At 44.3% G+C, this 24,889-nt stretch carries 23 protein-coding genes and 1 pseudogene; 5 read left to right on the top strand and 19 right to left on the bottom strand.

The window, feature by feature from the left end; genetic code table 11:
• Positions 1 to 998 precede the first annotated feature (998 nt).
• A pseudogene (locus B9T16_RS12115) lies at positions 999 to 2,169 on the top strand (group II intron reverse transcriptase).
• Positions 2,170 to 2,185: 16 nt separating this feature from the next.
• Here the strand turns inward: B9T16_RS12115 and B9T16_RS12110 are convergent.
• Positions 2,186 to 2,422 (bottom strand): hypothetical protein, encoded by a 237-nt coding sequence (locus tag B9T16_RS12110; RefSeq protein ID WP_043468741.1) that lies wholly within the window; start codon positions 2,420 to 2,422, stop codon positions 2,186 to 2,188.
• A gap of 48 nt (positions 2,423 to 2,470) precedes the next feature.
• The gene (locus tag B9T16_RS12105; protein WP_014277373.1) at positions 2,471 to 2,884 is read right to left on the bottom strand and encodes an SBBP repeat-containing protein; all 414 of its coding nucleotides are present in this window, start codon (positions 2,882 to 2,884) and stop codon (positions 2,471 to 2,473) included.
• 891 nt (positions 2,885 to 3,775) lie between these two features.
• Here B9T16_RS12105 and fabG point away from each other — a divergent pair.
• Complete coding sequence (fabG, locus tag B9T16_RS12100) at positions 3,776 to 4,471, top strand: 3-oxoacyl-ACP reductase FabG (protein WP_006618617.1); 696 nt, start codon at positions 3,776 to 3,778, stop codon at positions 4,469 to 4,471.
• Positions 4,472 to 4,557: 86 nt separating this feature from the next.
• On the opposite strand, the gene B9T16_RS12095 is transcribed toward fabG, so the two are convergent.
• The 6 genes from B9T16_RS12095 to B9T16_RS12070 form a co-directional block, all read right to left on the bottom strand.
• Positions 4,558 to 5,946 carry an ATP-binding protein gene (locus tag B9T16_RS12095; RefSeq protein WP_006618618.1) on the bottom strand — a complete coding sequence of 463 codons (1,389 nt, stop codon included), beginning with the start codon at positions 5,944 to 5,946 and terminating at the stop codon, positions 4,558 to 4,560.
• A 6-nt stretch (positions 5,947 to 5,952) separates the two neighbouring features.
• Entirely contained in the window at positions 5,953 to 6,501 is a 549-nt protein-coding gene (locus B9T16_RS12090; protein WP_006618619.1) for a methanogen output domain 1-containing protein, read from the bottom strand.
• 156 nt (positions 6,502 to 6,657) lie between these two features.
• Entirely contained in the window at positions 6,658 to 7,251 is a 594-nt protein-coding gene (locus tag B9T16_RS12085; protein ID WP_006618620.1) for a CPBP family intramembrane glutamic endopeptidase, read from the bottom strand.
• A 26-nt stretch (positions 7,252 to 7,277) separates the two neighbouring features.
• Entirely contained in the window at positions 7,278 to 8,336 is a 1,059-nt protein-coding gene (locus B9T16_RS12080) for a DUF3326 domain-containing protein (RefSeq protein WP_006618621.1), read from the bottom strand.
• A gap of 6 nt (positions 8,337 to 8,342) precedes the next feature.
• Positions 8,343 to 8,537 carry a hypothetical protein gene (locus tag B9T16_RS12075; RefSeq protein WP_410244872.1) on the bottom strand — a complete coding sequence of 65 codons (195 nt, stop codon included), beginning with the start codon at positions 8,535 to 8,537 and terminating at the stop codon, positions 8,343 to 8,345.
• A 20-nt stretch (positions 8,538 to 8,557) separates the two neighbouring features.
• Complete coding sequence (locus tag B9T16_RS12070) at positions 8,558 to 8,878, bottom strand: 2Fe-2S iron-sulfur cluster-binding protein (protein WP_006618623.1); 321 nt, start codon at positions 8,876 to 8,878, stop codon at positions 8,558 to 8,560.
• Between the two features lie 359 nt (positions 8,879 to 9,237).
• On the opposite strand from B9T16_RS12070, the gene B9T16_RS12065 reads away from it, so the two are divergent.
• Positions 9,238 to 11,202 carry an ABC transporter ATP-binding protein/permease gene (locus tag B9T16_RS12065; protein WP_410244871.1) on the top strand — a complete coding sequence of 655 codons (1,965 nt, stop codon included), beginning with the start codon at positions 9,238 to 9,240 and terminating at the stop codon, positions 11,200 to 11,202.
• Between the two features lie 40 nt (positions 11,203 to 11,242).
• Here the strand turns inward: B9T16_RS12065 and B9T16_RS12060 are convergent, their stop codons facing one another.
• A complete protein-coding gene (locus tag B9T16_RS12060; protein WP_410244870.1) occupies positions 11,243 to 11,614 on the bottom strand; it encodes a DUF6464 family protein in 372 nt (123 codons plus the stop codon).
• A gap of 262 nt (positions 11,615 to 11,876) precedes the next feature.
• On the opposite strand from B9T16_RS12060, the gene B9T16_RS12055 reads away from it, so the two are divergent.
• Positions 11,877 to 12,182 (top strand): ferredoxin-thioredoxin reductase variable chain, encoded by a 306-nt coding sequence (locus B9T16_RS12055; RefSeq protein WP_035737889.1) that lies wholly within the window; start codon positions 11,877 to 11,879, stop codon positions 12,180 to 12,182.
• Positions 12,183 to 12,255: 73 nt separating this feature from the next.
• Here the strand turns inward: B9T16_RS12055 and B9T16_RS12050 are convergent, their stop codons facing one another.
• On the bottom strand, positions 12,256 to 12,492 hold the full coding sequence (locus B9T16_RS12050; RefSeq protein WP_006618627.1) for a hypothetical protein: 237 nt from the start codon (positions 12,490 to 12,492) through the stop codon (positions 12,256 to 12,258).
• A 316-nt stretch (positions 12,493 to 12,808) separates the two neighbouring features.
• Positions 12,809 to 15,319: a phosphoenolpyruvate synthase gene (gene ppsA, locus B9T16_RS12045; protein WP_410244869.1), complete on the bottom strand. Its 2,511-nt coding sequence runs from the start codon at positions 15,317 to 15,319 to the stop codon at positions 12,809 to 12,811.
• A gap of 406 nt (positions 15,320 to 15,725) precedes the next feature.
• On the opposite strand from ppsA, the gene B9T16_RS12040 reads away from it, so the two are divergent.
• Positions 15,726 to 16,121, top strand: coding sequence for a winged helix-turn-helix transcriptional regulator (locus tag B9T16_RS12040; RefSeq protein WP_410244868.1), 396 nt, complete (start codon positions 15,726 to 15,728; stop codon positions 16,119 to 16,121).
• Here the strand turns inward: B9T16_RS12040 and B9T16_RS12035 are convergent.
• The 8 genes from B9T16_RS12035 to B9T16_RS12000 all read right to left on the bottom strand — a co-directional run bounded on the left by B9T16_RS12035 (position 16,118) and on the right by B9T16_RS12000 (position 24,669).
• Positions 16,118 to 16,402, bottom strand: a complete 285-nt coding sequence (locus B9T16_RS12035; RefSeq protein WP_410244867.1) for a DUF427 domain-containing protein — start codon at positions 16,400 to 16,402, stop codon at positions 16,118 to 16,120. The genes B9T16_RS12040 and B9T16_RS12035 overlap by 4 nt on opposite strands.
• Positions 16,403 to 16,476: 74 nt before the next feature.
• Complete coding sequence (locus tag B9T16_RS12030; RefSeq protein ID WP_410244866.1) at positions 16,477 to 18,138, bottom strand: putative bifunctional diguanylate cyclase/phosphodiesterase; 1,662 nt, start codon at positions 18,136 to 18,138, stop codon at positions 16,477 to 16,479.
• A 99-nt stretch (positions 18,139 to 18,237) separates the two neighbouring features.
• Positions 18,238 to 20,346, bottom strand: a complete 2,109-nt coding sequence (gene pta, locus B9T16_RS12025) for a phosphate acetyltransferase (protein WP_410244865.1) — start codon at positions 20,344 to 20,346, stop codon at positions 18,238 to 18,240.
• Positions 20,347 to 20,491: 145 nt separating this feature from the next.
• Positions 20,492 to 22,078 (bottom strand): glucose-6-phosphate isomerase, encoded by a 1,587-nt coding sequence (locus tag B9T16_RS12020; protein ID WP_006618634.1) that lies wholly within the window; start codon positions 22,076 to 22,078, stop codon positions 20,492 to 20,494.
• A 309-nt stretch (positions 22,079 to 22,387) separates the two neighbouring features.
• Positions 22,388 to 22,645: a hypothetical protein gene (locus B9T16_RS12015; RefSeq protein WP_006618635.1), complete on the bottom strand. Its 258-nt coding sequence runs from the start codon at positions 22,643 to 22,645 to the stop codon at positions 22,388 to 22,390.
• A gap of 13 nt (positions 22,646 to 22,658) precedes the next feature.
• Complete coding sequence (locus tag B9T16_RS12010) at positions 22,659 to 22,910, bottom strand: hypothetical protein (RefSeq protein ID WP_410244864.1); 252 nt, start codon at positions 22,908 to 22,910, stop codon at positions 22,659 to 22,661.
• Positions 22,911 to 23,083: 173 nt separating this feature from the next.
• Positions 23,084 to 23,362: a hypothetical protein gene (locus tag B9T16_RS12005; protein ID WP_014277368.1), complete on the bottom strand. Its 279-nt coding sequence runs from the start codon at positions 23,360 to 23,362 to the stop codon at positions 23,084 to 23,086.
• A 131-nt stretch (positions 23,363 to 23,493) separates the two neighbouring features.
• The gene (locus tag B9T16_RS12000; protein WP_410244863.1) at positions 23,494 to 24,669 is read right to left on the bottom strand and encodes a group II intron reverse transcriptase; all 1,176 of its coding nucleotides are present in this window, start codon (positions 24,667 to 24,669) and stop codon (positions 23,494 to 23,496) included.
• Positions 24,670 to 24,889 lie beyond the last annotated feature (220 nt).

The following is a 24,889-nucleotide window of genomic DNA, read 5'->3' as shown; positions in this document are numbered from 1 at the left end:
CACATCAGGAGCCGTATTAAGGGAAACTTTCACGGATGGTTCTGAATGGGAGGGGATGGTGGTGACTCCATTCTCGACCCCTAACATATAGCGTGCGAGACGTTTAGGAGTGAAATAGGGCTGCAATGCCTGAAATAACCTCCTAGTGGGACTTCCACCCCTTGGTGGAATATAAGGGATTCGCACCCCTGACCATCCCATAACTATCTATGTGTCTCAACATCTGGCTTCGACAACCAGATAAGGCAGAGAGACTCAAGGTCAAGACTGAGCGAAAAAAAAGAGGGAAGTTGTGAACCCCTTGAGTATAACGTAAGGTTGAGAGTAACGGCGGTAGCCACCCCCAATTTGAGGATTCACACTCAACGGGTTGAAGCGGGGAACGGAAGGCGTAATAGAGGAACCTACCTCTCACTCGAGCACTGCCAACCATCCATGATTAGGGAAACCGAATGTCCGGCTTGAACCATTGTAATGCGTCAGTAGCGAAATAGGTTGATACGCTGCGCTCAAAAGGGCGAGGGAAAAAAAGTAGGAGGCTGCTATAACTACCTACACAGACCTTTAAAAGTACCCCGGTGGATAGGACAAATCTAAAGATGGAATGCCCGCATAGATGGAACGTTTAAACCCCTCATTGGCTCTCAAGTGGCGGGATGTACCCGTGGAGTAGTGAAAAGTGTAAGCGTATGCCTTTAAGGGGAAAGGATGTGATTGAAAGCTAATGCCTAACTGTAATGGTTAGGATATGCCCACTAATCACGGTGTGGATATAGAGACCGCGATAAGTAAGAGTTTAATGGCAGCGAGTTGAAAGACTAACGCAAGCATATAGCTTTGAAAGTTGAGGTCATAAAGCAGGGGGTTGTAACCCTGTTCCCAGTGACAAAAGGGGTATCTACATCAGGAGCCGTGTGCTGGGAAACTCGCGAGCACGGTTTGGAATGGGAGGGGTAGGCTGTGAAGTTTATCTCGACCCCTAACAAAATGCTCTTACCGTGAACCATGATTACCTACTGTCCAAAACTCATTGTCCAAGCWGCCTAAAAAGAGACCTGAAACAATGGCTCAAAGCRGGTGTGCTAGATAACGGTGTATTTGAGGATACAGAAGCAGGGACACCCCAGGGAGGGGTAATAAGTCCAATACTCGCCAACATCGCACTGTTGGGAATGGAAAGGTTAGTTAAAGAAATGTATCCCAATAAAGGAACAACCACCCAGGTGAACCTTATAAGATATGCCGATGATTTTGTGGTCATCTCAAAAGACTTAAAAATCATCGAACAGTGCCAAACTGCAATTTCTGAATGGTTAGAACCTGTAGGACTAGAAATTAAACCAGAAAAAACTCGAATTTGTCACACACTCAATCCTATTGAGTATAACGGCAAGATTGAGGAACCGGGGTTTAATTTTCTATGATTCAATATCAGGCAATATCCGGTAGGAAAATATAAATCTGGGAAAACATGGGGAAGAGGAAGCCGATTAATCGGTCACAAAACCCATATTAAACCCAGNTAAAAAAGCAGTTGCCCATACAGAAGTGATTAAAGGTGTAATAKAACAACATAAAACAGCACCTCAGTCAGCCCTGATTAGCAGACTAAACCCGATTATCCGAGGATGGTGAAACTATTATTCAGCGGTAGTCTCAACCGAGACATTCAACAAACTAGACAACATAGTTTGGCAAATGATACGGGCATGGACAGTGTCAAGATGCGGAAAGGCAAGCCATGAAAAGCTAAGGAATTACTTCAGAAATGGAACAGTTAAACTTAGCAATGGGAAAGAAAGACACGAAAATTGGATGTTCCAAACCAAAGATGGGTTACATCTATTCAAACACAACTGGACTCCAATTGTCAGACATACCTTAATACGCCCTGACGCAACACYWTAYGACGGAAATTGGACCTACTGGGCAACCAGGAAAGGACGAGCAATCGATACGCCAAATAGGGTAGCAAAACTACTCAAAAAGCAAAAAGGTAGATGTACCTGGTGTGGGCAATTCTTTACCCCATCAGATTTAATTGAAATAGACCACATTGTACCTAGAAGCCAAGGCGGAAAGGATGACTACAAGAATCTTCAATTATTACATCGCCATTGTCACGACGATAAAACAGCTCTTGATGAAGAGATGATGCTGTACTCTTAACAAGGAGACGGTCAAACTAGGAGCCGTATGAGGTGAAAGTCTCAAGTACGGTTTTGAATGGGAGGGGTAGACCGTGAGGTTTATCTCGACCCCTAATCTTTTGTTTCTCGGCTTCTTCGATGATGTATCTGCGTTGGTTGCCAACGGTACGAACGGCTTTAATTGCGCCGAGTTTTTCCCATCTTCGCCAGGTGGCAACGCTGGGTGTAACATATTTTGGCACTTTAACTCCGGTTATTGTGGTGGTTTGCATAGTACAAGGTTTTGGGTTTGTGTGTAGGTTTGAGGAAGTTTTTTGTTACTAGCAAGCACGTCGAGGAATTTCTACAATCTGGTCACTCCGAGTCCAACCCGCCATATAAATAGACCCATCAAGGCCGGTGGTGAGGGCATTGCCATAAGATCTAGAATAATTGCCTCCCAACAGTCTTGTCCATACCAGAGTCCCATCGGGTTCATATTTGACAATAAAGCTATCAGTACCACTCTGATTGATTTCTCCATTCAGGTCCTCTCTAGTAGAACCTGTTATATAAATAGACCCATCAAGGCCGGTGGTGAGGGCATTGCCACCAGTTCCATAACTGGTTTCCAGTAGCCAGGTCTGGCTGAACTCTGGTGGCGTTGAAATCTGTACTGTTAGCAGTTGTTCTCCTACCGAGATTAATTCCCTATCATCGGTTACAGGATTTATATCATTCGATGACTCAATCATCTGGGTATCCCCCTCAATGAATTGAGGCGATTTTTACTGCTGAGATTTTGCGGCAATTTCGCCTGTTGACACTCCCCGCTCTGAAGAGACGGGGATTCTTGGATCACCGAGACCACTTAAACTAGATTCCTTGCGTCGTCTAGCCCAGAGGTGGGACTCTCCCCAAGCGTTACTTTCGGTATGCCCTACCGTAGTTGCATTTCTGCCAATCCTGTTTAGATTGAAGCAAATATACTTCAAAAACTGATTTGTCTAGTTCCTGTGAATCTTTTACCTGCTGCCTGGAGGAAGCTAGAACAATGCAGCAAAACCGCATAGATTCAATGGTCAAGGTTCAGTGTACGCCTTGAGGCAACAAGGTTTTTTAAGTGGTTGGTTACCTCGCACCACTACAATCCGTGTAGCATTTATCTAGTAAGCGTGTCAAGTCAAACAGCGATGTTGTTCGAGAGTTGATCAGGTCTTGGGCTGACGGGCACTAAAGTACCCGTGTCGCCTTTCATCCTTGCTCTCTTGAGACAAGGTTTTCATGCTCCAGTGCTGTTCGTATAATCTCACCTACCCAGATTGGCAAGCTGCTAATCTGTAGCACCGGGCGGCTTTATTCATAAAGTCGTGAGTAATTCAGAATTTACAGGGGAGGCGCGCCCCCGCCATTAACAATTAATAATTATTACACATTTATCATAATTCCTCTTGACAAATCTCCTAACTTGACGTATCCTATAACAATGGTAAACCGTGCTGCCATATATAGTATAATCAGAGGTCTATGGTAAATTTTCCCTGCCCTAGGATGGGGTTTTTAGCCACCGCCAAGATTTGTATGAGCCTAGATCTGCAACCAGAAAACCATTAAAGTTAATTGAAAGCCGATTATCAATTATCCAGATGAATAATAAACAGGTACTAATCACTGGCGGAACTGGGGGACTAGGTTTAGGAGTGACCCCCCTAGTGCTTAACCAAAAAGCTAAGGTCACGATACCCTATCGCAGTGAAGCAGAAGTCGATCGCCTTAAAGGTATCCTTTCGGCCACGGACTTTGAGCAAATTCGGTTTGTGGCGGTCGATCTCACGGACGAAAACGCGGTTAGTAAACTGATTAATGATATGGGTCGGGTTGATGTTCTGATTCATCTAGTGGGGGGTTTCTCCATGGGGGCTACCCACGAATATAGCTATGATAGCTGGAAACAAGACATAGACCTTAACTTAAATACCACATTCCTTGTATGCAAGCACAGCCTAGGGAAAATGCGAGAAAATAACTACGGTAGAATCGTGACGGTAGGGAGTCGTGGCGCTATAGACCCAGCCGGACAATTAGCGGCTTACTGTGCTTCTAAGGCGGCGGTAGTGGCTTTAACTAAAGCGATCGCAGATGAAACCAAAAACACCAATATCACCGCCAACTGTGTGCTTCCCAGCGTCATTGACACCCCCAGCAACCGCGAAGCCATGGGTAGTGATAACGCTCACCAATGGGTAACACCCCAATCTTTAGGAGAGGTGATCTGCTTCTTAGCTTCAGAAGCCGCCAAAGACCTACGCGGTGCTGCTATTCCCGTCTACGGCAACATTTAAGCCTACATTCCCGTAGCGTCAGAAGCGACCATATCAAAACCCACCCAGATGGATATATTCTGACGCACCAGCACCACCTAGGTTTTTTAAGCCGTATCCAAAATGTCACCCTCAACTACAGCCTTTGGGTTTGACCCGCCACTTTTAGGGGGTGTTTGATGAATAGGAATCTCCACTCCCAATTCTGTTCCTTGGTGGGGGGTTGACCGACAAATCAATTGACCTTGATGCAGTTGGGTGATAATTTGATAACTAATTGATAACCCTAATCCCGTACCTTTCCCGACAGGTTTAGTCGTAAAAAACGGGTTAAAAATGTGAGGACAAACTTGGTCACAAATTCCTGAGCCATTATCTTTAATGGAAATCCTAATAGACTTGTGATCAATGAGTTGGGTAGAAATTATAATTTGGCTAGAATGTGGGGAGTTGCGGTCTGGGGGTGGTTTTTGGTCGGATTCTACTAAAGCATCGATCGCATTACTAATCAAGTTCATAAATACCTGATTAAGTTTACCTGGATAACATTCTATTAAAGGTAAGTTGCCATAGTCTCGTATCACCTCTATTTTACCAGATTTTAAGGGAGTTTCTAACCGATTTCGTAAAATCACTAAGGTGCTTTCAATACCTTCGTGAATATCCACCGCTTTGCACCCCGACTCATCCAACCGGGAGAAATTGCGTAGGGATTTAACAATCTTTAAAATCCGTTGAGTACCTGTACGCATGGAATCTAACAAATTATCTAAATCCTCTACCAGAAAATCCAGATCTATTTCTTCTTTAAATTGTTCAATTGTCGGGGATGATTCTGGATATGCTGTTTGATACATCTGCACTAGCTGCAATAAAGTCTCAATATATTCTTCAGCATGAGCTAAATTGCCATCAATAAAAGTAACCGGGTTATTAATTTCATGAGCGAGTCCGGCTACTAATTGACCGAGACTCGACATTTTTTCGGTTTGTATTAACTGAAGTTGAGTATTTTTTAATTGACGAAATGCCTCTTCTAATTCCTGGTTTTTGAGGACTAATGCGGCTTCAACTTGTTTCCGATTGTGAATTTCTTGGCTGAGTTGATCAATTTTTTCATTTAAGACTGTAAAATCTAAATTGGCGGCTGAACGATTTTCTAAACGCAGTAAAATCAAAGCCGGAGATTCATGGGAAGCTGGTTGAATTATGGCTCCCTCGGCACGATAAGTTAAAGGGTCATTATTAGGGAGGATAAAGGTTAATGAACCCAAGGATAATTGACGAGATCTGGCGCAAGTTTTCAAATATTCAAGAACTTGATCAGGGGGGTTATCAACAAGTTCTAATAAATTCTTACCCTGTAAATCTTTACTGCGACAATTCAGAATTTTTGTAAATGGACGATTTGCCATTAAAATCTCACCGTTAACTGTAGCCAAAATTAACGGCTCTGGCAAGACACGAGCCACCTCTAAAAACTGCTCAGGTGTCATAATGTTTTAGATTCTAAAATACTCCCTACCTTCGGCATCTTCGGCATCTTCGGTGGGTTGAAGATAAACAACTACTCGACAGCCTGAATGACCTTGAGCAATAGTTTCCTGTAATTCTACTTTGGCATAACCGAGATTATCAGCGGCAATTGAGCCAAATACATTAGAGGTCATCATACACATAGAAGGACGATTTAAGACCTTATCTCCAAAAGGACAAGCTCTATTTCCAAAAACTATTTTTTCGTCGTCTTCTTCGATGACATAAAAATCGCCGTTAATGCGTCGCTTGAGGTCCACCAAAACTTGAGCGACTTGTGAACGGGAGAGTCGAGAAAGTTGCAGGGCTGATTTATAATGGTGATCAATGGCTCTACCCATTGACTGACCGACAACGCTGATAAAACCGGATGCTTCTTCTAAGCCGACAACGTTTTCCAGTGTCCCAGCGAGTTCTCTGATTAAGGTACGGAGAAAAATATCTCGTTCCAGGGGAATATCTAACTCCGTGAAAGATTGGTTGTTATCAGGGGATGAATGGGTAAGATTACTCATATTCCTGTGATTTGGTTAAGACTGATGTGCTTATTGACGTGACCCTAGGGAGATTATCGCATAAATAACTTGTATATGTCCACCGCTGAGATATTTATGCTGACCGGGTGGCTGGAGGAACAGAGATTGATTATGATTAGGGGGTTGATGAATGTTTTAGGTATGGGAACTGCCGATATATTTAAACTTCCAGAGACAACCGGATATAAAATTAGTAAAAATATGAGCCATAATGGGCACGACTAGGTTGCCTGTAACTAAGGCACTATAGCCTAAAATTACTCCGACTAGGGTAGCCCAAATAATGTAAGGCCACTGTTGGGATCCGCTGAAATGGAGTAAACCAAAACAGATGCTAGAAACGACTAAACCGAGGGGATTAAGTCCAATGGCGGCGAAAATAACACCCCGAAATAGTAACTCTTCACTGAGACCGGGAAGCAATCCCAACCAAATTAAATCAGGCCAGATTAAGGGGGTGAGAATTAGTTTTAAATAAATATCGGCACTGCGACTATAAGCTGGCCAAAGACGATAGAGAATTGCACTAGCGCCAGTAATTCCTACACCGATCGCTAATCCTTGAATTATCCCTAAAGCGGTTATTTCGACAGGTAAGATATAAAAATCACCAAAGAAAGACACGACTTTAGCAATGACTAGCAAAAATAGGGCGGTCCCCCCCATAGCGATTAAAATTTGGGTGCGGGTAAAGGATTCAAATTCTGGCTGATTGGGAATTTTTTCCACGATATTAGGGCTGGAGTATGGTTCTGTTAAGGGGTGTGCAGTCGATTGAGAGTTGTTAGATGGGGTCTGAGGGCTTGATGATTAACTCCCTGTTGCCATGTTACCAAAACTCCGATCGCCTCTAAATAGGATTTTACCGGGACAGTCTTAATACCGATCGCCTCTGGGGGAGTTGCCATAGTGGTGCCATTTTCGGCTACGGTGATAATCCGTGTGGGGGTATTGGCAAAACTGAGGATAGCACTACCACCACAGGCGGTTTCTGGAACTACTACTGCATCAACTTGATGGGCCCAGATGCTATCAGGTGCTGTCAAAGGAGACTGGACATATTGGGGGGCACGACTCAACCCGGCTAATACACAGGGAAGGAATGTATAGCCTATTTCCTCGGCGGCTGATCGGGGTGATAAATGGGGGTCAAGGGGTAAGGGTAGGAGGGCGGGAGCGTGGGCGCAGGGGATGCGAAAATGTCGGACAATGAGATGGCTAATAATGGCTTCGGCTCCGGCGAGAGGATCAACACCCTGTCCCTGTCGATACTGGGTGAGAGCCACACTGCCTTGATCATCTGGAAATCTGGCCACTACAGCGATCGCCTCGGCTCCGGCTTGCTCAATCAACTTTTGTGCCCCCCGCAGTAAACTATCTGGGTTGCCAATGGTTCCCCAAGAAGCACCAGAGGGGGCTATTCTTAGCTCTACGTTGAGGGGAGCATCGGTAATGACATAATCAGTCATATTGATGCCCAGAGTCGCTCTAGCGCCATCTGCAGCCTGTAGGTGTCGCAGTTGCAATTCTGGTTCCATACCGCGATCGAGTAATAGTCCCACCCGGTTGCTGTGGACCGGCTGGAGTCCCCAACACCCCGCCGCCATTTGGTCTAGGGCATATCCTTCCACATAGAGAGCATTGGGTATAGACCAGTACAACTGAGCGCCGTTGAGGACGTTGGGATGGGTGATTAAGGTGTCACAGACTCCAGATAGCGATCGAGCAATGGGTAAGGCATCCCCTGCATAGCCACCCAAATCGGCCCCTACTCCGGTAGGGACTATCATTACCACGGTAAAGGGGCGAGCCATGATTGTCTATTGTGGCTGACCGGGATGGTCGCCTGTGGTGACAACTGCTTCTACATGGGCGATTGGGCGGTTAGTATCTACTTTGGTAATCGCCCACCGCAGGGGCTGGCCCCGATTTTCTAATTCGGTGGCGATCGCCTCTTGTAAAGCCTTTGGGGATTCAGTTAAATCGATTTCAGCAGTAATAAAGTGGGTAGTCATTTCTCGTAAATACAAAAATTCTATGAACTTGCACCAAATTGGCGCTGATAGACTTCTTCTTCCTTTCCGGTTTCCACCTTCAAATCTGAGCGAGGATGGGCTATACACAGCAATACATAGCCTTGTGCTTGCAGATCTGGACTCAACCCCATTCCCTCACTCTGATCAACTTCTCCTTCTAGGATTTTAGCAGCACAGGTGGTACAAACTCCAGCATTGCAGGAATTTGGTAAACTAAACCCCGCTTCTTCCGCTACTTGCAGGATATACTTATCCGACGGCACATCAATCTGATGAATTTGGCCCTCGTGGTGAATCTCCACCCTATAGGTGTTAGACATGATTGGGTTAATACTCCTTCGACAATTTTGAACAATCAATTTATAGTTTACAATGACCGGGGGAAATAGATCTCCGATTATTTGCTCAACCTAACCATTCAGGATAATAGTACCAGCGGGATTAACTTTCTCTATTGCAAGTTTAGGTAAAATTATTGGTCTGTGTTTATAGAGCAATTCCCGGTTTTTGTTATAAACTTTTAGCGTTCAACTCAGAAACCTTGTAGATTGACTTTTGGTCATTATCATCTATAGGTTAAACCTCAGTTCCCTCGATTGTGCTTTGACCTTCTTACCTAATCTGGGTATGGCTCCCGGTGTATCCCTGTCAAGTTCAATAATTGGTCTAGCATTAACAGATGAATCGATTTGATAGTCAACTTTGGAGACGATTTCTCACCATCGCACAACCGTTTTTTTACCCCCTAGGACCTGGTAGTGGCAGGGTGTTTTTGTTGCTGATGTTTCTGCTGCTGGTGTTCTTGTTTGGGGTGGCTTTTGTGTTGGTCTCAGCGGTGACTTTTGCTAGTCAATTGCTGTTTCCTGATTTTTTTAATCGCATCGCTCCCGGCTTATTGGAAACTATACAAGGGGTGATTAATTCTCCCTATATTATAGTAGTCGCTTTGATGCTGGTTGTACCAGCCATGGTATTCTACTTCTATCGCCGTCAGTGTTTGACTCGCTGGAAACCTTGGGCTTTTTTGAGTATCCTGCTATTTATTTCTCTGGCTGTTAGTGGCTTAAATGTCATTATTAGCTATGTGGGAAACTTTTTCATGACCGCTCTCTCCGAGAGAAATGAGGAGGAATTTTGGCGGTTTCTGTTTGTTTATGCTGGTGTATTTGTGGTGGGTACTCCCATCGTGGTTCTCTATGGTTACACCCGCGATCGCCTCGGGAACTATTGGAGAAAATGGTTAACTAATCGGTTTCTGGATAATTATTTTAACAATCGCTCCTACTATGAAATAGACTCCAATAAAGATATAGATAACCCTGACCAACGTATCTCTGAAGATATTCGAGCTTTTACGATTACTAGCCTCCGATTTTTACTGATTATTTTGGGCGCAGTAATTGATGTAATTTCCTTCACCGGGATTCTCTGGTCTATTTCCAAACAATTGTCGCTGTTCCTGTTGGTTTATGCCCTATTTGGTACAGGGGTCACGGTGTTATTAGGTCGCCGCTTAATTACTCTGAATTTTAATCAGCTTAAACTAGAGGCAAATTTCCGTTATGGTTTAGTTCATGTCCGCGACAATGCCGAATCTATCGCCTTCTATCAGGGAGAAGACCGCGAATCTCAGCAGGTCAAAAAACGCTTTTTCCAAGCCTTTCACAATTTTAATCTGCTCATTGGGTGGCAGCGAAATGTTGATTATTTCACGACTGGCTATCGCTATATTGTGATTATTTTACCCTCTCTGATTATGGCTCCTCTTTATTTTTCTGAACAGGTCAGATTTGGAGATATTACCCAGGCGGGTTTTGCCTTTTCTCAAGTATTAAGCGCTTTTTCGATTGTGGTTAGTCAAATTGAACCATTGAGTAGATTTGCGGCCGGTATTAATCGTTTGACTGGGTTCTCGGAAGTCTTGGAAGTTGGCGATCGCACCCCCACTGGTCAACCTCAAATTGACCTCAAGGTTGACTCTCCTTTGGAGGTGAAAAATCTCACCTTAGAAACTCCGAATTATCAGAAAAAATTGGTGCGGGATTTATCCCTAGAGTTAGCACCAGGTCAGGGTTTATTAATTGTTGGTCAAAGTGGTGTCGGGAAAAGTTCCCTATTACGGGCGATCGCTGGTTTGTGGCGATCGGGAACTGGGGTGCTAGTCCGTCCGCCACTTAGTGAAATGTTATTTCTCCCCCAACGTCCTTATATGATCCTGGGAACCTTGCGAGAACAATTACTCTATCCTAACTCCCATATCAGCATCGACGACACCGAATTAGAATCCGTTTTGAAACTCGTTAATCTGGGTGATTTAAGCGATCGCGTTGGTAGCTTTGATATAGAATTGGATTGGGCTAATATTCTCTCCCTCGGAGAACAGCAACGCCTCGCCTTTGGTCGTCTGTTGCTCACTCAACCTCGCTATGCTATCCTTGATGAAGCCACTAGCGCCCTTGATATGAAAAATGAGGAGTTGCTTTATCAAAAACTCAACCAGATGAAAACTACCTACGTTAGTGTCGGACATCGGATGAGTTTACTGCGATACCATCACCAAGTTTTAGAGTTGATGGAAGACCAAAAATGGCGTTTAATCTCCACACAGGAATATGAAGCAGATATGAATTTATTTGCTCGATAGTCTCCCTTTTTAACCACCCCTTCTTCTGATTGGGCTGTGGTTATCCGGGGGGTGTTTCTTCGAGGGACTCATAAAAGCGACAWTGATCGCAGGGTCCCTGGGGATTTACCGCACAGCGAAATAATTCCGATCGCGCATTAAACCGACAACTAGCATCCCCTATTACCCAATGTCCATTGACTAAACTCCTCTCCTGGGGTTCCTCAGCAGACTGTACATATAGAGCAATTTTGCTGAGGCGGTAACGACCTGATTTTAAATGATAACGGTGTCGGCGTTCCAAAACTGCATAGGTTTGACCCTCTAAAACCAAATAATGGCCAGGTTGGGGAGTCCAATCAAAGCAGACATTTCCTAGGGACTTACGCGGCTCGGTTAAAATTACTTCCGTTGGTAGTGAATATGATTCCATGAATTTCCCCAATTTTCACAAAACACCTGCCCAATTGTATCTTAAAATCTGCTCCCATAATCTCCATGCGGATTGATCCACTTTTCTGGTAAAATGTCAAGCTGCCTAAGTGGTCTGCTCACCCCCCCACTACCATCTCTGAAAATTCCCCGAAATCCCCAATTATCCAAGATTTCAGCCGATCGCTAACTGTGATGTTCACAGGCGGGAGTTTGATATTTGCCTATTTCATGTCAAGATAAAAAACTGTCTGTTCTAGTGAGTGTCGCTGGGTGGTAGCACAACTATCGCAGCCACTTCTGTAGGCATTTTTACCGAAATACATGAGTGGGAATTTATGAAAGTCGGCGATCGTGTTCGCGTCAAAGAGTCTGTTATTATCTATGTCAATCCCGAACACCGCAATCAACCTTCTGATGCTAAGGGATTGGAGGGGGAAATTGTATCCATCCTAACAGACTGGAATGGTAGAACTATTACCCCTAATCTGCCTGTTATAGTACAGTTTAACCCCAAGTTTAAGGTTCACTTCAGAGAGGAGGAGTTAGAAGTGATTGAGGACAGTTAGAAACCATCTGGGGAATTATTGGGGACAAAGAGACATCAGTTCACCGTTTCTTGGGTCCCTCACCCCGGCGGCTTTAGTGGCGACCCCGCCAAAACCACCCCAGCAGGTTAAAATCACCTAGCATTTTCTGCATCTCTTGACGGTGGCGATCGGCTGTTTCATAATACCACTGGCAATAGCGATCGAAATCTTCACGATATTCGACTTCCTGATAAAATTCCCGGGTGGTCGTGGTAGCTTCTAATGCTTCGATGATTTCCCCTGGGGGTGGCGGCGCTTGCGGAATTATGTGTTCCCAGTTCAAGTGCATAATCTTTCTGGCTAAGGTTGACTTTTCCGTACATCAAGCAGGGGTCGCTGTTAGTAAAATCCAGGCGATCGCTAAACCGATCACCACAAACAGCCTTAACATCACCCCTAGGAGTGATTTAACTCCTTTACCTGCGTTTAATTTTTCTCTCACCGATCTGGGTCAAATCTCGCTTAAATTCAGCTAAAAATACCCGTGATATAATATCACGGTTTATAATTATTTGTCAACCTATGGAAGAAAAAAACTGCCCCGGCTTTCACCAGAGCAGTTTTCAATTAGAACTCAGAAGTTACTTAGTATCCTAAACGGAACTTTATTTAGCCTGAGCGACTTCCATGATATCATCAACCAAAACGCCAGACTCTTCCATCTTGCCAATGTCCAGGATGGTCTTAATCACAGAGTCGGGGTTCAAACTCATCGAGTCAATACCCAACTCAACTAAGAACCGAGCAAATTCGGGATAGTCACTAGGCGCTTGACCACAAATACCAATCTTGCGATTATATTTCTTAGCTGCTTTAATGGCGATCGTAACCATCCGACGTACCGCTTCGTTGCGTTCGTCAAAGATATGAGCCACCAGTGCGGAGTCACGGTCTAAGCCTAGAGTTAACTGAGTCAAGTCATTCGATCCGATGGAGAAGCCATCGAACACTTGAGCGAACTCATCAGCAAAGATGACATTACTCGGCAATTCGCACATCACATAAACCTGGAGGCCATTTTCGCCCCGTTTCAGGCCATATTTCTCCATTTCAGCCAAGACCTTCCGGCCTTCATCAGGAGTCCGACAGAAGGGAATCATCGGCACCACATTCGTCAGACCCATTTCGTCGCGCACCCGTTTCAGAGCCACACATTCCAGACCGTAGGCTTCCCGGTAGTTGGGGTCGTAGTAACGGGATGCACCCCGCCAGCCGATCATCGGGTTTTCTTCTTTCGGTTCAAACTGACGACCACCTAACAGGTTCGCGTATTCGTTACTCTTGAAGTCCGACATCCGCACAATCACTGGGTTCGGATAGAAAGCCGCTGCGATCGTGCCAATACCATGAGCCAGTTTATCAACAAAGAAGTCCGGCTTGTGGTCATAGAGTTTGGTCAGTTCGCTAATTTCCCGCTTAACTGATTCATCTTCGAGTTGGTCATACTTGAGTAGCGCCAAGGGGTGAGCCTTAATATGATTAGCGATAATAAACTCAAGACGAGCCAAACCTACACCATCGCAGGGAATAGATGCCAAACCGAAGGCCTCTTCGGGGTTCCCCACATTCATCAGAATTTTAGTGCGGGTCTTGGGTAAGTTGTCCAGAACAGTTTCGTTCACATCAAAAGGTACTAACCCTTCATACACCCGTCCTTCTTCCCCTTCCGAACAGGAAACCGTAATTTCTTGTCCGGTCTTGACCGCTTGGGTAGCATCTCCGCAACCAACGATCGCCGGAATACCCATTTCACGAGCAATAATCGCCGCGTGACAAGTCCGACCGCCAGCGTTAGTAACAATAGCACTGGAACGCTTCATAATCGGTTCCCAGTCAGGGTCAGTCTTGTTGGTAACTAACACTTCTCCCGGTTGAAAATCATCAATCCGGTGTACATCCATAATCACCCGTGCTTTACCCTGACCGATCATTTCACCAACTGCACGACCGCGAGACAGCACGTTGCTGGTGCCATTGAGTTTGTAAGACCGCAGGACGCTGCCGGATTTTTGGGATTGTACCGTTTCTGGACGTGCTTGGACGATGAACAGTTCACCTGTGATACCATCTTTCGCCCACTCAATATCCATAGGTGTATAGCACCCACGAACTGTTGAGTAGTGATTTTCGATGATAACCGCCCATTCAGCCAGCTTCAGGATTTCATCATCTGTAATACAGAACTTCTCGCGTTCGGAAACTGGGACGCTTACGTTTTTGGTGAGTTTCGTGCCACCAATGTCGTAAACCATCTTGAGTTCTTTTGTTCCCAAGCGTTTCTCTAGGATAGGACGGAATCCTTGTTTCAGAGTAGGCTTGAATACAAAGTATTCATCAGGGTTAACTGCACCTTGTACCACGTTTTCGCCTAAACCATAGGCAGCCGTCACTAGGGCAGCATTCTTAAAGCCTGTTTCTGTGTCAATGGAGAACATGACACCCGAAGAGGCTAGGTCAGACCTAACCATTCTTTGTACACCCACCGACAAGGCAACATCGAAGTGATCAAAGCCTTTAATTGTCCGGTAGGAAATCGCCCGATCTGTAAAGATGGAAGCAAAACACTTATGGCAAGATTTTAAAACCGTATCTTCCCCATAAACATTCAAGTATGTTTCTTGCTGACCTGCAAAACTCGCATCAGGTAAATCTTCTGCTGTAGCACTAGACCGCACCGCTACGTCAACATCACTGGCATAGCGTTTGCATTCTTCTTTATAATCTGAATCGAACTTCTCACAGAATTCTGCTGAAGTCGCGTAACGTTCACACAGTTTCCTGTAATACTTAACAATTTCTTCTTCAAGTTCTGGAGGGAAGGGAGTATCTAGGATCAAAGCGCGAGCCTGCTTACCCCGCTGCCGCAGGTTCGGCATATCTTCCACATCTAGATCCGAGAACAGTTCGCGTAGTTTGACTTCTAAGCCCGCTTTTTCCACAAAGTAGCGATAAGCGTAGGCTGTGGTAGCAAATCCCGTGGGAACGCTAACCCCTTTCGAGCCTAGCTGTTGAATCATCTCCCCTAGGGATGCGTTTTTTCCACCTACTAATGGAACATCGGCAATTCCTACTTCCTCAAACCACAGTACGAATGCTTTTTCTTTATTTTCAACCATTATGAAATTCCTCCAAACTTGAATAACAGTCTGGTAGAGAGTACAGCCACATCTTTTTACACTTTCAGAGGTGTCAGTATTACTGATACTCTGATTTTCATGTAAACAGACTATCTGGCAACAGGTATGGGAAACCTTATTGCTCCAAAACTCAGCATTTAGACTTAGTTAATTTTGGTCTGACTGTCGATCTACAGGCTGAGATTTTTTTCGTCACAGAGGGTTTTTTTCCCTCTGTTTATAGAGTATTACTTTCTATAAAAATTACAATATAGGTTACTAAACTTACCTTAGTTACCTAAAGTACCAAATTAATGCTATACTGGAGTTACAGCCGGTTATTAAAAAAGTTTAAAGCTGCTGTGGCGGTTTGGAACCACTAAAGTAAATCTTAAAATTTGTTAAAATGAAAGTTACAAAACATTGCGAAACCCCCCAAGCAGGCCCAATGTCAAGGGGTTCGGAAAACTCTACTGAGACCGAACAGCCTTGTCCTATAGAATATATATTGGATAGAATTAGTAGTAAGTGGTCTTTTTTAATTTTGCGGGAACTTTTGATAGATAACCGCCGCACTCATGAACTACAGGAAGCACTTCCGATTAGTACGAAAACCCTGACAATTCGGTTGAGGGAATTAGAAAAGTATGGTATGATAGAAAGAAAGGTTTATCCAGAAATACCCCCTAGGGTAGAATATTCTTTAACACCTAGGGGACGAAATATCAAGCCGGTCATTGATGCCCTACAACAGGCGGGAGAGGCTTGGTTATCTGATGAACAGGTAGTCGGAGGTAGTTAGACCTCGACTTTTACACCTCTCCAGAAGGCAATATAACCTTCAATATTTTGGGCTGCTGGTTTAGGGCTAGGATAGTACCAAGCAGCATCTTTGTTAAGTTCGCCTTCCACCTCTAGGGTATAGTAACTAGCAACGCCTTTCCAGCCACAGGTGGTGTGGGTGTCGCTATTTCGGAAGTATTCTTGTTTAATGGAGTCCGGGGGGAAATATTGATTACCTTCGACTACTTCACAATTATCGCTTTCGGCAATAACGACCCCATTCCAAATTGCTTTGGCCATAAATTTTTCCTAAACTCAAGTTTTGTCATGGCTTAATTATACATAGTTTTTGATGGTTGGTGAGGGGAGAACTTCTAACCTGCTTCTGAACAACAATTATGGTGTTGGCGTTGCAGATATTCTTCGACAGCGTCTACGGACATGGGTTTAGCGAGTAGATATCCTTGGACTGTTTGATATTTGAGGTTTTGTAGTTGTCTGAGTTGACCTGGAGTTTCGACCCCTTCGGCTACTAAGTTGATATCTAATGAATTAGCCATCAAGGCAATAGTTCGGACAATCTCCACACTTTTCTGGTCGCATTCTATATCAGTAATAAATGATTTGTCAACCTTGATAGTATCAAAGGGGAAATTTTGGAGGTAACTTAAAGATGAATAACCAGTGCCAAAATCATCTATACAGAGGTTAATTTTCCGAGATTTGATGTCTTTTAAGATGTCGGCAATATCTTCGGCATTATTCATTAAGGCGGTTTCGGTAATTTCGAGTTGAATTTGTTGGGGGGGAATTTCAGTTACTGCTAAGATATGATCAATTTGGCTTAATAAATTAGGCTGCATGAGTTGTACTACGGAAACATTAATGTTAACAAACATTGATTTGACCTGGGAAAATTGCGATCGCCACTGTTGAAATTGCCAGCAAGCCTGACCAAATACCCACATTCCCAAAGGAATGATAAAGCCGGTTTCTTCCGCCAAAGGGATAAATTCTAAGTTAGAAATAAGCTGAGAGTTATGATACCACCTAATCAGGGATTCAAACCCGACTATTTCCAAGGTATCAGCACTAAAAATGGGTTGATAATAAAGCTGAAAATGGCGCTCATTAAAATCTCGTCGCATTTGATTATCTAACTCTAGCTGACGACTAGCATAGGCTTTAAATTCGGGATTAAATATGGTATAACCAGTATTGGGAGAACGGCGACATTGATGAACAGCTAATTCTGCGGCTTGTAAGAGTTGTTCGGGATTACCACCACAGTCATAACTAAAAGCCAAGCCCATTTTGACCTGTTTAAATATTTCGTGTTCTTCTAAATGAAATGGTTGGATAAACAGATTACTAATATAATTGAGAATTTTATGAGCTGATGCCAAGTCTCCTATTTGTTCCAAGAGAATTATAAACTCATCAGCCATACCGACTCTAGCAATCATGACAGCATCAGGAAGATAGGTAGTCAGGCGGTTAGTAATAGCGATTAATAGCTGTTCTGAAAATTCATATCCTAGGGTATATTTAATAGATTTAAAGTGAACAACATCTAGGTGAATAACTGCAAATTGATGATGCATATCAGATGCCTTAAATAAATACTCTAACTTTTCCAACAATATAGACCGCAAGGGTAGTTTAGTGAGGGAGTCATATTGCATGGCATTTTTCAGTTGTTTTTGCAGGGTTATATATTCATTAATTTTGTTTAAAATAATCAGGTATTGTATGGTTTTTGTGGATGCGTTTTTATGGCTTATTTCTATTAGCGATCGCTCATAATTGTTAATGAGTTTATATAATAGAAGGCTGGTAATGGCGATAAATATTAAGCCTTTGAATGTAGCCAGATAAGTGAACTGGCTATAATTACCAATCAAAGTTTCTATAGCCTGATCAGAAATCAGTATCCAGACCGTGCCAATAGCAGCGTAACTGAGGACTATTCGACGAGGGAGGTCTTTGGTTAATGTATGTATATTCATGGTCAAAGCCATTGAGAAAGTAAACATCAGAGTAGAGTTGGTGAAAGCGGCACAGCTCACCATTATGGGGTTTCACCCATTAATAATATTCTATCTGAGATGCTACAATGTCCGGTGTTTATGGAATTAATGGGAGTGACAATGTGTGCCTAGATTCGCTTGAATAGCAGTAATTGCTACTGTATTAACAATATCGGTGACGGTGCAACCGCGACTCAAATCATTAACGGGTTTTTTCAATCCCTGCAAAATTGGTCCGATCGCCACAGCATTAGCCGATCGCTGTACAGCCTTGTAAGTATTATTTCCCGTATTCAAATCAGGAAAAATAAAAACGGTGGCACGACCAGCCACCTGACTATCAGGTAGCTTAGTTTTAGCGACAGTCTCATCAATAGCAGCATCATACTGGATCGGGCCTTCAATTTTCAAGTCGGGGCGCAGTTGACGGGCGATCGAAGTAGCTTGCTTAACCTTTTCGACATCCTCACCCTGTCCCGATTCTCCAGTAGAATAAGACAACATAGCCACCCTAGGTTCAATGCCAAACATTTGAGCAGTCAAAGCGGAACTGATAGCAATATCAGCCAATTGTTGAGGATTAGGATTAGGATTTACGGCACAGTCGCCATAAACCAAAATCCGATCTTCCAACGCCATTAAAAAGACACTAGAGACAATAGAAGTGCCGGGACTGGTGCGAATAAACTCCAAAGCGGGGCGGATCGTGTGACCGGTGGTGTGGACTGCTCCTGACACCATACCATCAGCGTGCCCCTTATAAACCATCATGGTGCCAAAATAGCTAACATCGAGCATGACATCATAGGCTCCGTCTTTAGCAATACCCTTATGTTTACGGAGATTAAAATAGGTTTCGGCATAGTCTTCATACCATGGAGAACTGGCTGGATCAATAATCTGGACTTGGGATAAATTCAAACCGAGAGCGGCAATACGTCCGCGAATTTCTGGTTCGGAACCTAATAAGGTAATATCTGCGACTCCCCGCCGCCACAAAATCTCAGCGGCCTGTAAAATCCGATCTTCGCGTCCTTCGGGTAGAACAATATGCTGTCGATTAGCTTTAGCCCTTTGAATCAATTGATACTCAAACATGATGGGAGTCATACGGGAGGGACGAGAAAGCTGTATGCGCTCCTCAATTTGAGCCAAGTTGACATGAGTTTCAAATAACCCCAAAGCTGAGGCAATTTTGCGATCGTTGTCCGGGGTAATCGCACCATGTACCCGGTCTACATTCATGGCGGTTTCGTAGGTATCAGTATTAACTGTAATAATGGGAACTGTCCAATTACGACATCCATCAATGAGGGTTTGGATGGTGGTTGGTAGTGCAAGACCGCCACTAAGGATAATTCCGGCAACATTAGGATAGTTCTCAGAAGTGGCTGCGGCGAGACAGGCGAGAATAATATCAGATCGATCGCCTGGGGTAATAATTAAGCTACCTTCTTGGAGGTATTTGAGGAAATTGGGAACTTGCATGGCGGCGACGCGCAAATCAAAAACCTCGCGGTTAAGGCGATCGTCCGATGCGCCATAGATTTGTTTACCGCCGAGTTTCTGGGCAATTTCGGCGACTGTGGGTTTAGCTAAAATGGGTTCTTCTGGAATGACAAATAGGGGATCTGGAAATTTCCAGAGGGTTTTCACCTGTTCGATAATTGCGGGAACATTGTGGTTATCGACGCGGTTAACTACGGTAGCGGCGATCGTGCAACCTTCCTCAATAAAGGCTTCTCGTTCGGCTAATACGGCACTCATTAATTGATTGGGAGTTTTACCGCTACCGCTGGCGACAATCAAAATGGGACAACCTAGGTGATTGGCAAATCGGACGTTAAAATCAAACTCGAAGGCGGAAGCAATATCAGTAAAATCAGTGCCCTCGCAGACAACAAAATCACAATCTTGCTCAACGGCTTTATATTTTTCGATGACTTGCTTAATCACTTCATCATAGCGACCCTCAGCAATCAAATTTTGAGCTTCTTCGTGGGTGAGAGCATAGTAAGATTCATAGGGTAAGGCTTGGTGTAGGCGGCTGCGAACTAATTGGATATCTCTGTCAGGAGTGGTGCGACTACGGATAATGGGACGGAAAAAGCCCAATTTTTGAATTCGTTTGGAAAGCAATTCTATGATTCCGAGTACGACCAGGGATTTGCCACTTCCGGGTTCAATGGTAGCAATGTACAGGTTCTCAGCCACTCGTTTTCACTCCTAATTATGTCTGGTTGATTTAGGGAGTCGAATGCTCCTCTCCTATGCTATACCAATAAAAAGTGACCCGATCTGTGGGGGGAGAAAGACCGGGTGAATGGGAATTATGGATTAGGGGGCTTAGGGAGCCAGTTTAGCGCCATTTGGCGATCAGTTGGGCGGGTTTACTGGGGTCTCCGCTCAATTCTACTCCTCGGTCATTGGCTGCTAGGTGACGCAGGATTTTATATAGGGTTTCTACCTGTTCCTGGGCATCTATTTTCGCGGCTAAGTCGGATATAGAAATACCTTGGCTATGGCCGCGTAGGACTTGTAAACCTTGATGTTGTAACTCTAGGACTTGGGCGGCGGCTTTTTTCCCGGCTTCGACTCCGGGTTGGTGATAGGCGTTGATGTTGACTAGGGAGGCGTATAAACTGACAGCACGTTCATAGAGAGCGACCAGAGCGCCTACGGTGTACGGATTTACTTCGGTAATAGTTACGGTAATGGAGTCTCGTTGGTTGTCGTACAGAGCCTCTCGTGTGCCTTGTAGGAAGCCTGAGAGATAGTCTCCGGCGGTGACTCCGGGTTCTATTTCTGGGGATGGTTTTTGGCGATCGCGTAGGACTTCGATAAAGGTGGCGAAGAAGTTAGGAACCCCATCTCGAAGCTGTTGGACGTAGGCGTGTTGGTCTGTGGAACCTTTGTTACCGTAGACGGAGATACCTTGGTTGACGATGTTTCCCTCTAGGTCTTTTTCTTTTCCCAAGGATTCCATGACTAATTGTTGCAGATAACGGCTCAAGAGTATGAGTCTGTCCTTGTAGGGGAGAATTACCATATCTTTTTGACCACGGCCACCTCCGACGGCATACCAAGATAGGGCCAGCAGGGCGGCGGGGTTGGTTTTGATATCGGGTTGGCGGGTGGCGATATCCATGGTTTTTGCCCCTTGGAGTAGGGCATGAATATCTATGCCTTGTAGGGCGGCCGGAAGTAGTCCTACGGCTGACATTTCGGAGGTGCGACCACCGATCCAGTCTTCCATGGGGAAGGTTTCTAACCATCCTTGGCTGGTGGCTTCTTGGTAGAGTTTACTACCGATTTGGGTAGTGGCGATCGCTTGATCGCGAAAGTGGAGGTTTTGGTTGAGTAATGCTTGTTTAACTTCCATCATGCCGTTACGGGGTTCTGGGGTGCCGCCGGATTTGGAAATTACTAAGATTAGGGTACTCTTTAGGCGATCGCCTAGTCGTTGCAGAATCCGATCTATGCCATCGGGGTCACTATTATCGATAAAGTGGATGTTGATCAGTGGGTAGTCTGGGGCTAAAGCATCAGCCACAAATTGTGGTCCTAGGGCTGATCCTCCAATACCAATGGAGAGTAAATCTGTAAATTTTTCGGCTTGGGGGGGTTTAATCTCACCCTTATGGACTTTAGCGACAAAGGTTTCTATTTTGTTAACTGTGTCGATAATTTGCTGTTTGATTTGGGGAGTAGGCGCTAACTCCGGGTTTCGCAGCCAATAATGGCCTACCATTCGCTGTTCATCTGGATTAGCGATCGCCCCACCTTCGAGGGCTTCCATATCTCGAAATGCCCCGTCAAATTTGGGCTTCATGGCTTCCAGAAAAGCCTGATCAAACCTAATTCGACTGATATCGAGGTACAGTCCTATTTCTTCGTGGTAGTACAGCCAGTCTTGGTATCTTTGCCAGAGTGTGATGGCATCCATAATCACTGTTTCCCCGCTATGTACAAGTTGCCAGTCGAGAACATCTATGAGGGTTTAACGGCTTTTACCCTTCCGCAATTGATTGATAGAGCCTTATCTATCAGGAGATATTCTACAACAGTTTTGACATACTCACCGCTGCTTTAGCCGTGGTCTTCAATGCTGGGTTTTGATACCTAAGTAGTCTGACAACCCCTCTGAGTCCGTTTAGGGTCGTCTCGCCCCGTGCCTATCTTATCCGTATACCGTAAGCCTGTGTTGCTATGTCCTTCTAGGACGGGGCTTGAAACTCCCATCTTTGGTCAAACATTAAACATGGGGTTTAGGCAGAATTCTCATAAACTTGACTATTTGGCCCGTCATCTCTAGGCCGATTAAATAGCGATCGACCGTGAATCGATAAAAAATGCCAGTGGAACCCACCGCGCGAAATTCGGGCAATTCTTGTAAGCGATTAATTTGGGGAAACTTGACGAAAACGATTTGATAAACTCGCCAATAGGCATCAGTGTCTAAGGCAGTTAAGTCTTGTAAAAAAGAGCGTGCATAACGAACTTCAACATTCACGACATAACCAATATCAAATGCTTTCTATATCGGGATTGAAGCCATGGGAGGCTAGGGGGACACGCCCATAATCAAAATACAGCACTTGTAGGGCTTCTTCTCTGGTTAAGGCATCTCCTGGTCTTAATTTTTGATGGGCATCATCAATGGCTTTTACCATGAAAGCATCCTCATAGAGGGGGGTAAGAAACTCCCAGGCAGTGGTGAGGTCTTCGTCTGATATTCCTTCTATTAAACGGTGTAGTTTCTTTCTCAAAGATATCATGACTGTGGCCTCCCTTTCCATGATTTCAATCTACCAGAAAACTATGAAAGTTGATCATAATACCAGCCCAAACCGGATGCCCACACTACCTGAGTAGTTATTGAATTATATTGTAGTGGGAGCATCAATTAACAATTAACTATAAAAACTGAATCAGGAAACTGGCAAGGCCATTAGCACCTTTGGGTAATACCCCGCAAAGAATCCATCAAGTTCTGATATTCAGGAGGATTAATCAAGCCTGAACTGTAAAACTGTGCTAAACAGCTATTTAGGGCATTAAATGCTGTTTCGCTATCAATCCAGGACTTGCCCCCAAGTAGTGCCTCTTCTGGAGTGGAGTAGTCGTTATTGGAAGTTAGATGGCCACCGTAGGGCAGGATAATCTGCCACTTCCAACGGTGACGGAAACTGAGGGTTGATATCAGTAGCCCATAATAATCCTTGTGCATTGATTTTTGTTACCTAGGCGACAAAACTTAATTTATTAGGGGTCGAGATAGACCTCACGGTCTACCCCTCCCATTCAAAACCGTACATGAGACTTTCACCTCATACGGCTCCTAGTTTGACCGTCTCCTTGTTAAGAGTACAGCATCATCTCTTCATCAAGAGCTGTTTTATCGTCGTGACAATGGCGGTGTAATAATTGAAGATTCTTGTAGTCATTCTTTCCGCCTTGGCTTCTAGGTACAATGTGGTCTATTTCAATTAAATCTGATGGGGTAAAGAATTGCCCACACCAGGTACATCTACCTTTTTGTTTTTTGAGTAGTTTTGCTACCCTAATTGGCGTGTCGATTGCTTGTCCTTTCCTGGTTGCCCAGTAAGTCCAATTTCCGTCGTATGGTGTTGCGTCAGGGCGTATTAGGGTATGTCTAACAATTGGAGTCCAATTGTGTTTGAATAGATGTAACCCATCTTTGGTTGGGAACAGCCAATTTTCGTGTCTTTCTTTCCCATTGCTAAGTTTAATTGTTCCATGTCTGAAATAATTACTTAGTTTTTCGTAACTTGCCCTTCCGCATCTTGATGCTGTCCATGCCCGTAACATTTGCCAAACTGTTTTGTTTAGCTTATTGAAGGTCTCTGTTGAGACTACCGCTGAATAATAATTTGACCATCCCCGAATAATCGGGTTTAGTTTACTAATCAAGGCTGATTGAGGTGCTGTTCTATGTTGTTTGATTACACCTTTTATCACTTCTATATGGGCTTTAACTGCTTTATGGCTGGGTTTTATGTGGGTTTTATGTCCGATTAATCKGCTTGTTTTTCCGCCTGTTTTCCCAGATTTGTATTTTCCTGCTGGATATTGCCTGATATTGAATCCTAGAAAGTCGAACCCTGGATTCTCTGTTTTACCGTCATACTCAATAGTTTTGAGTGTATGACAGATTCGAGTCTTTTCAGGTTTTATTTCTAGTCCTACAGGTTTTAGCCATTCAGAAATAGCAGTTTTGCACTGTTCAATGATTCCTAGTTCTTTTGAAATTACCACGAAATCATCGGCGTATCTTATGACTCTCGCATACGGGCGATTGTCTGTTTTCTTGGGATACAGTTTTTCAATTAACCTAATCATACCCAACAGTGCGATGTTGGCGAGTATTGGACTTATTACCCCTCCTTGGGGTGTCCCTGCTTCTGTATCCTCAAATACACCGTTATCTAGCACACCTGCTTTGAGCCATTGCTTCAGGTCTCTTTTTAGGTTGCTTGGACAATGAATTTTTGACAGTAGGTAGTCATGGTTCACGGTAAGAGCATTTCGTTATGGTCGAAAGGGAAGTCACCTTCCCCAACTCCACTTCAAAACCGTACTTGAGACTTTCATCTCATACGGCTCCTGATGTGGATACCCCTTTGTCAGTGGGAACAGGGCTACRACCCCCTGCTTTATGACCTCAACTTTCGGAGCTATATACACACGTAGTCATTAACTCGTTTTCGTCATAACACTCTTAGTTTTCGCGGTC

This window comes from Arthrospira sp. PCC 8006 (genome assembly GCF_046480465.1).
GTDB lineage: Bacteria > Cyanobacteriota > Cyanobacteriia > Cyanobacteriales > Microcoleaceae > Limnospira > Limnospira platensis.
Note: the sequence above shows the minus strand (reverse complement) of the source record. Positions and strands in the feature narration are given on the sequence as shown.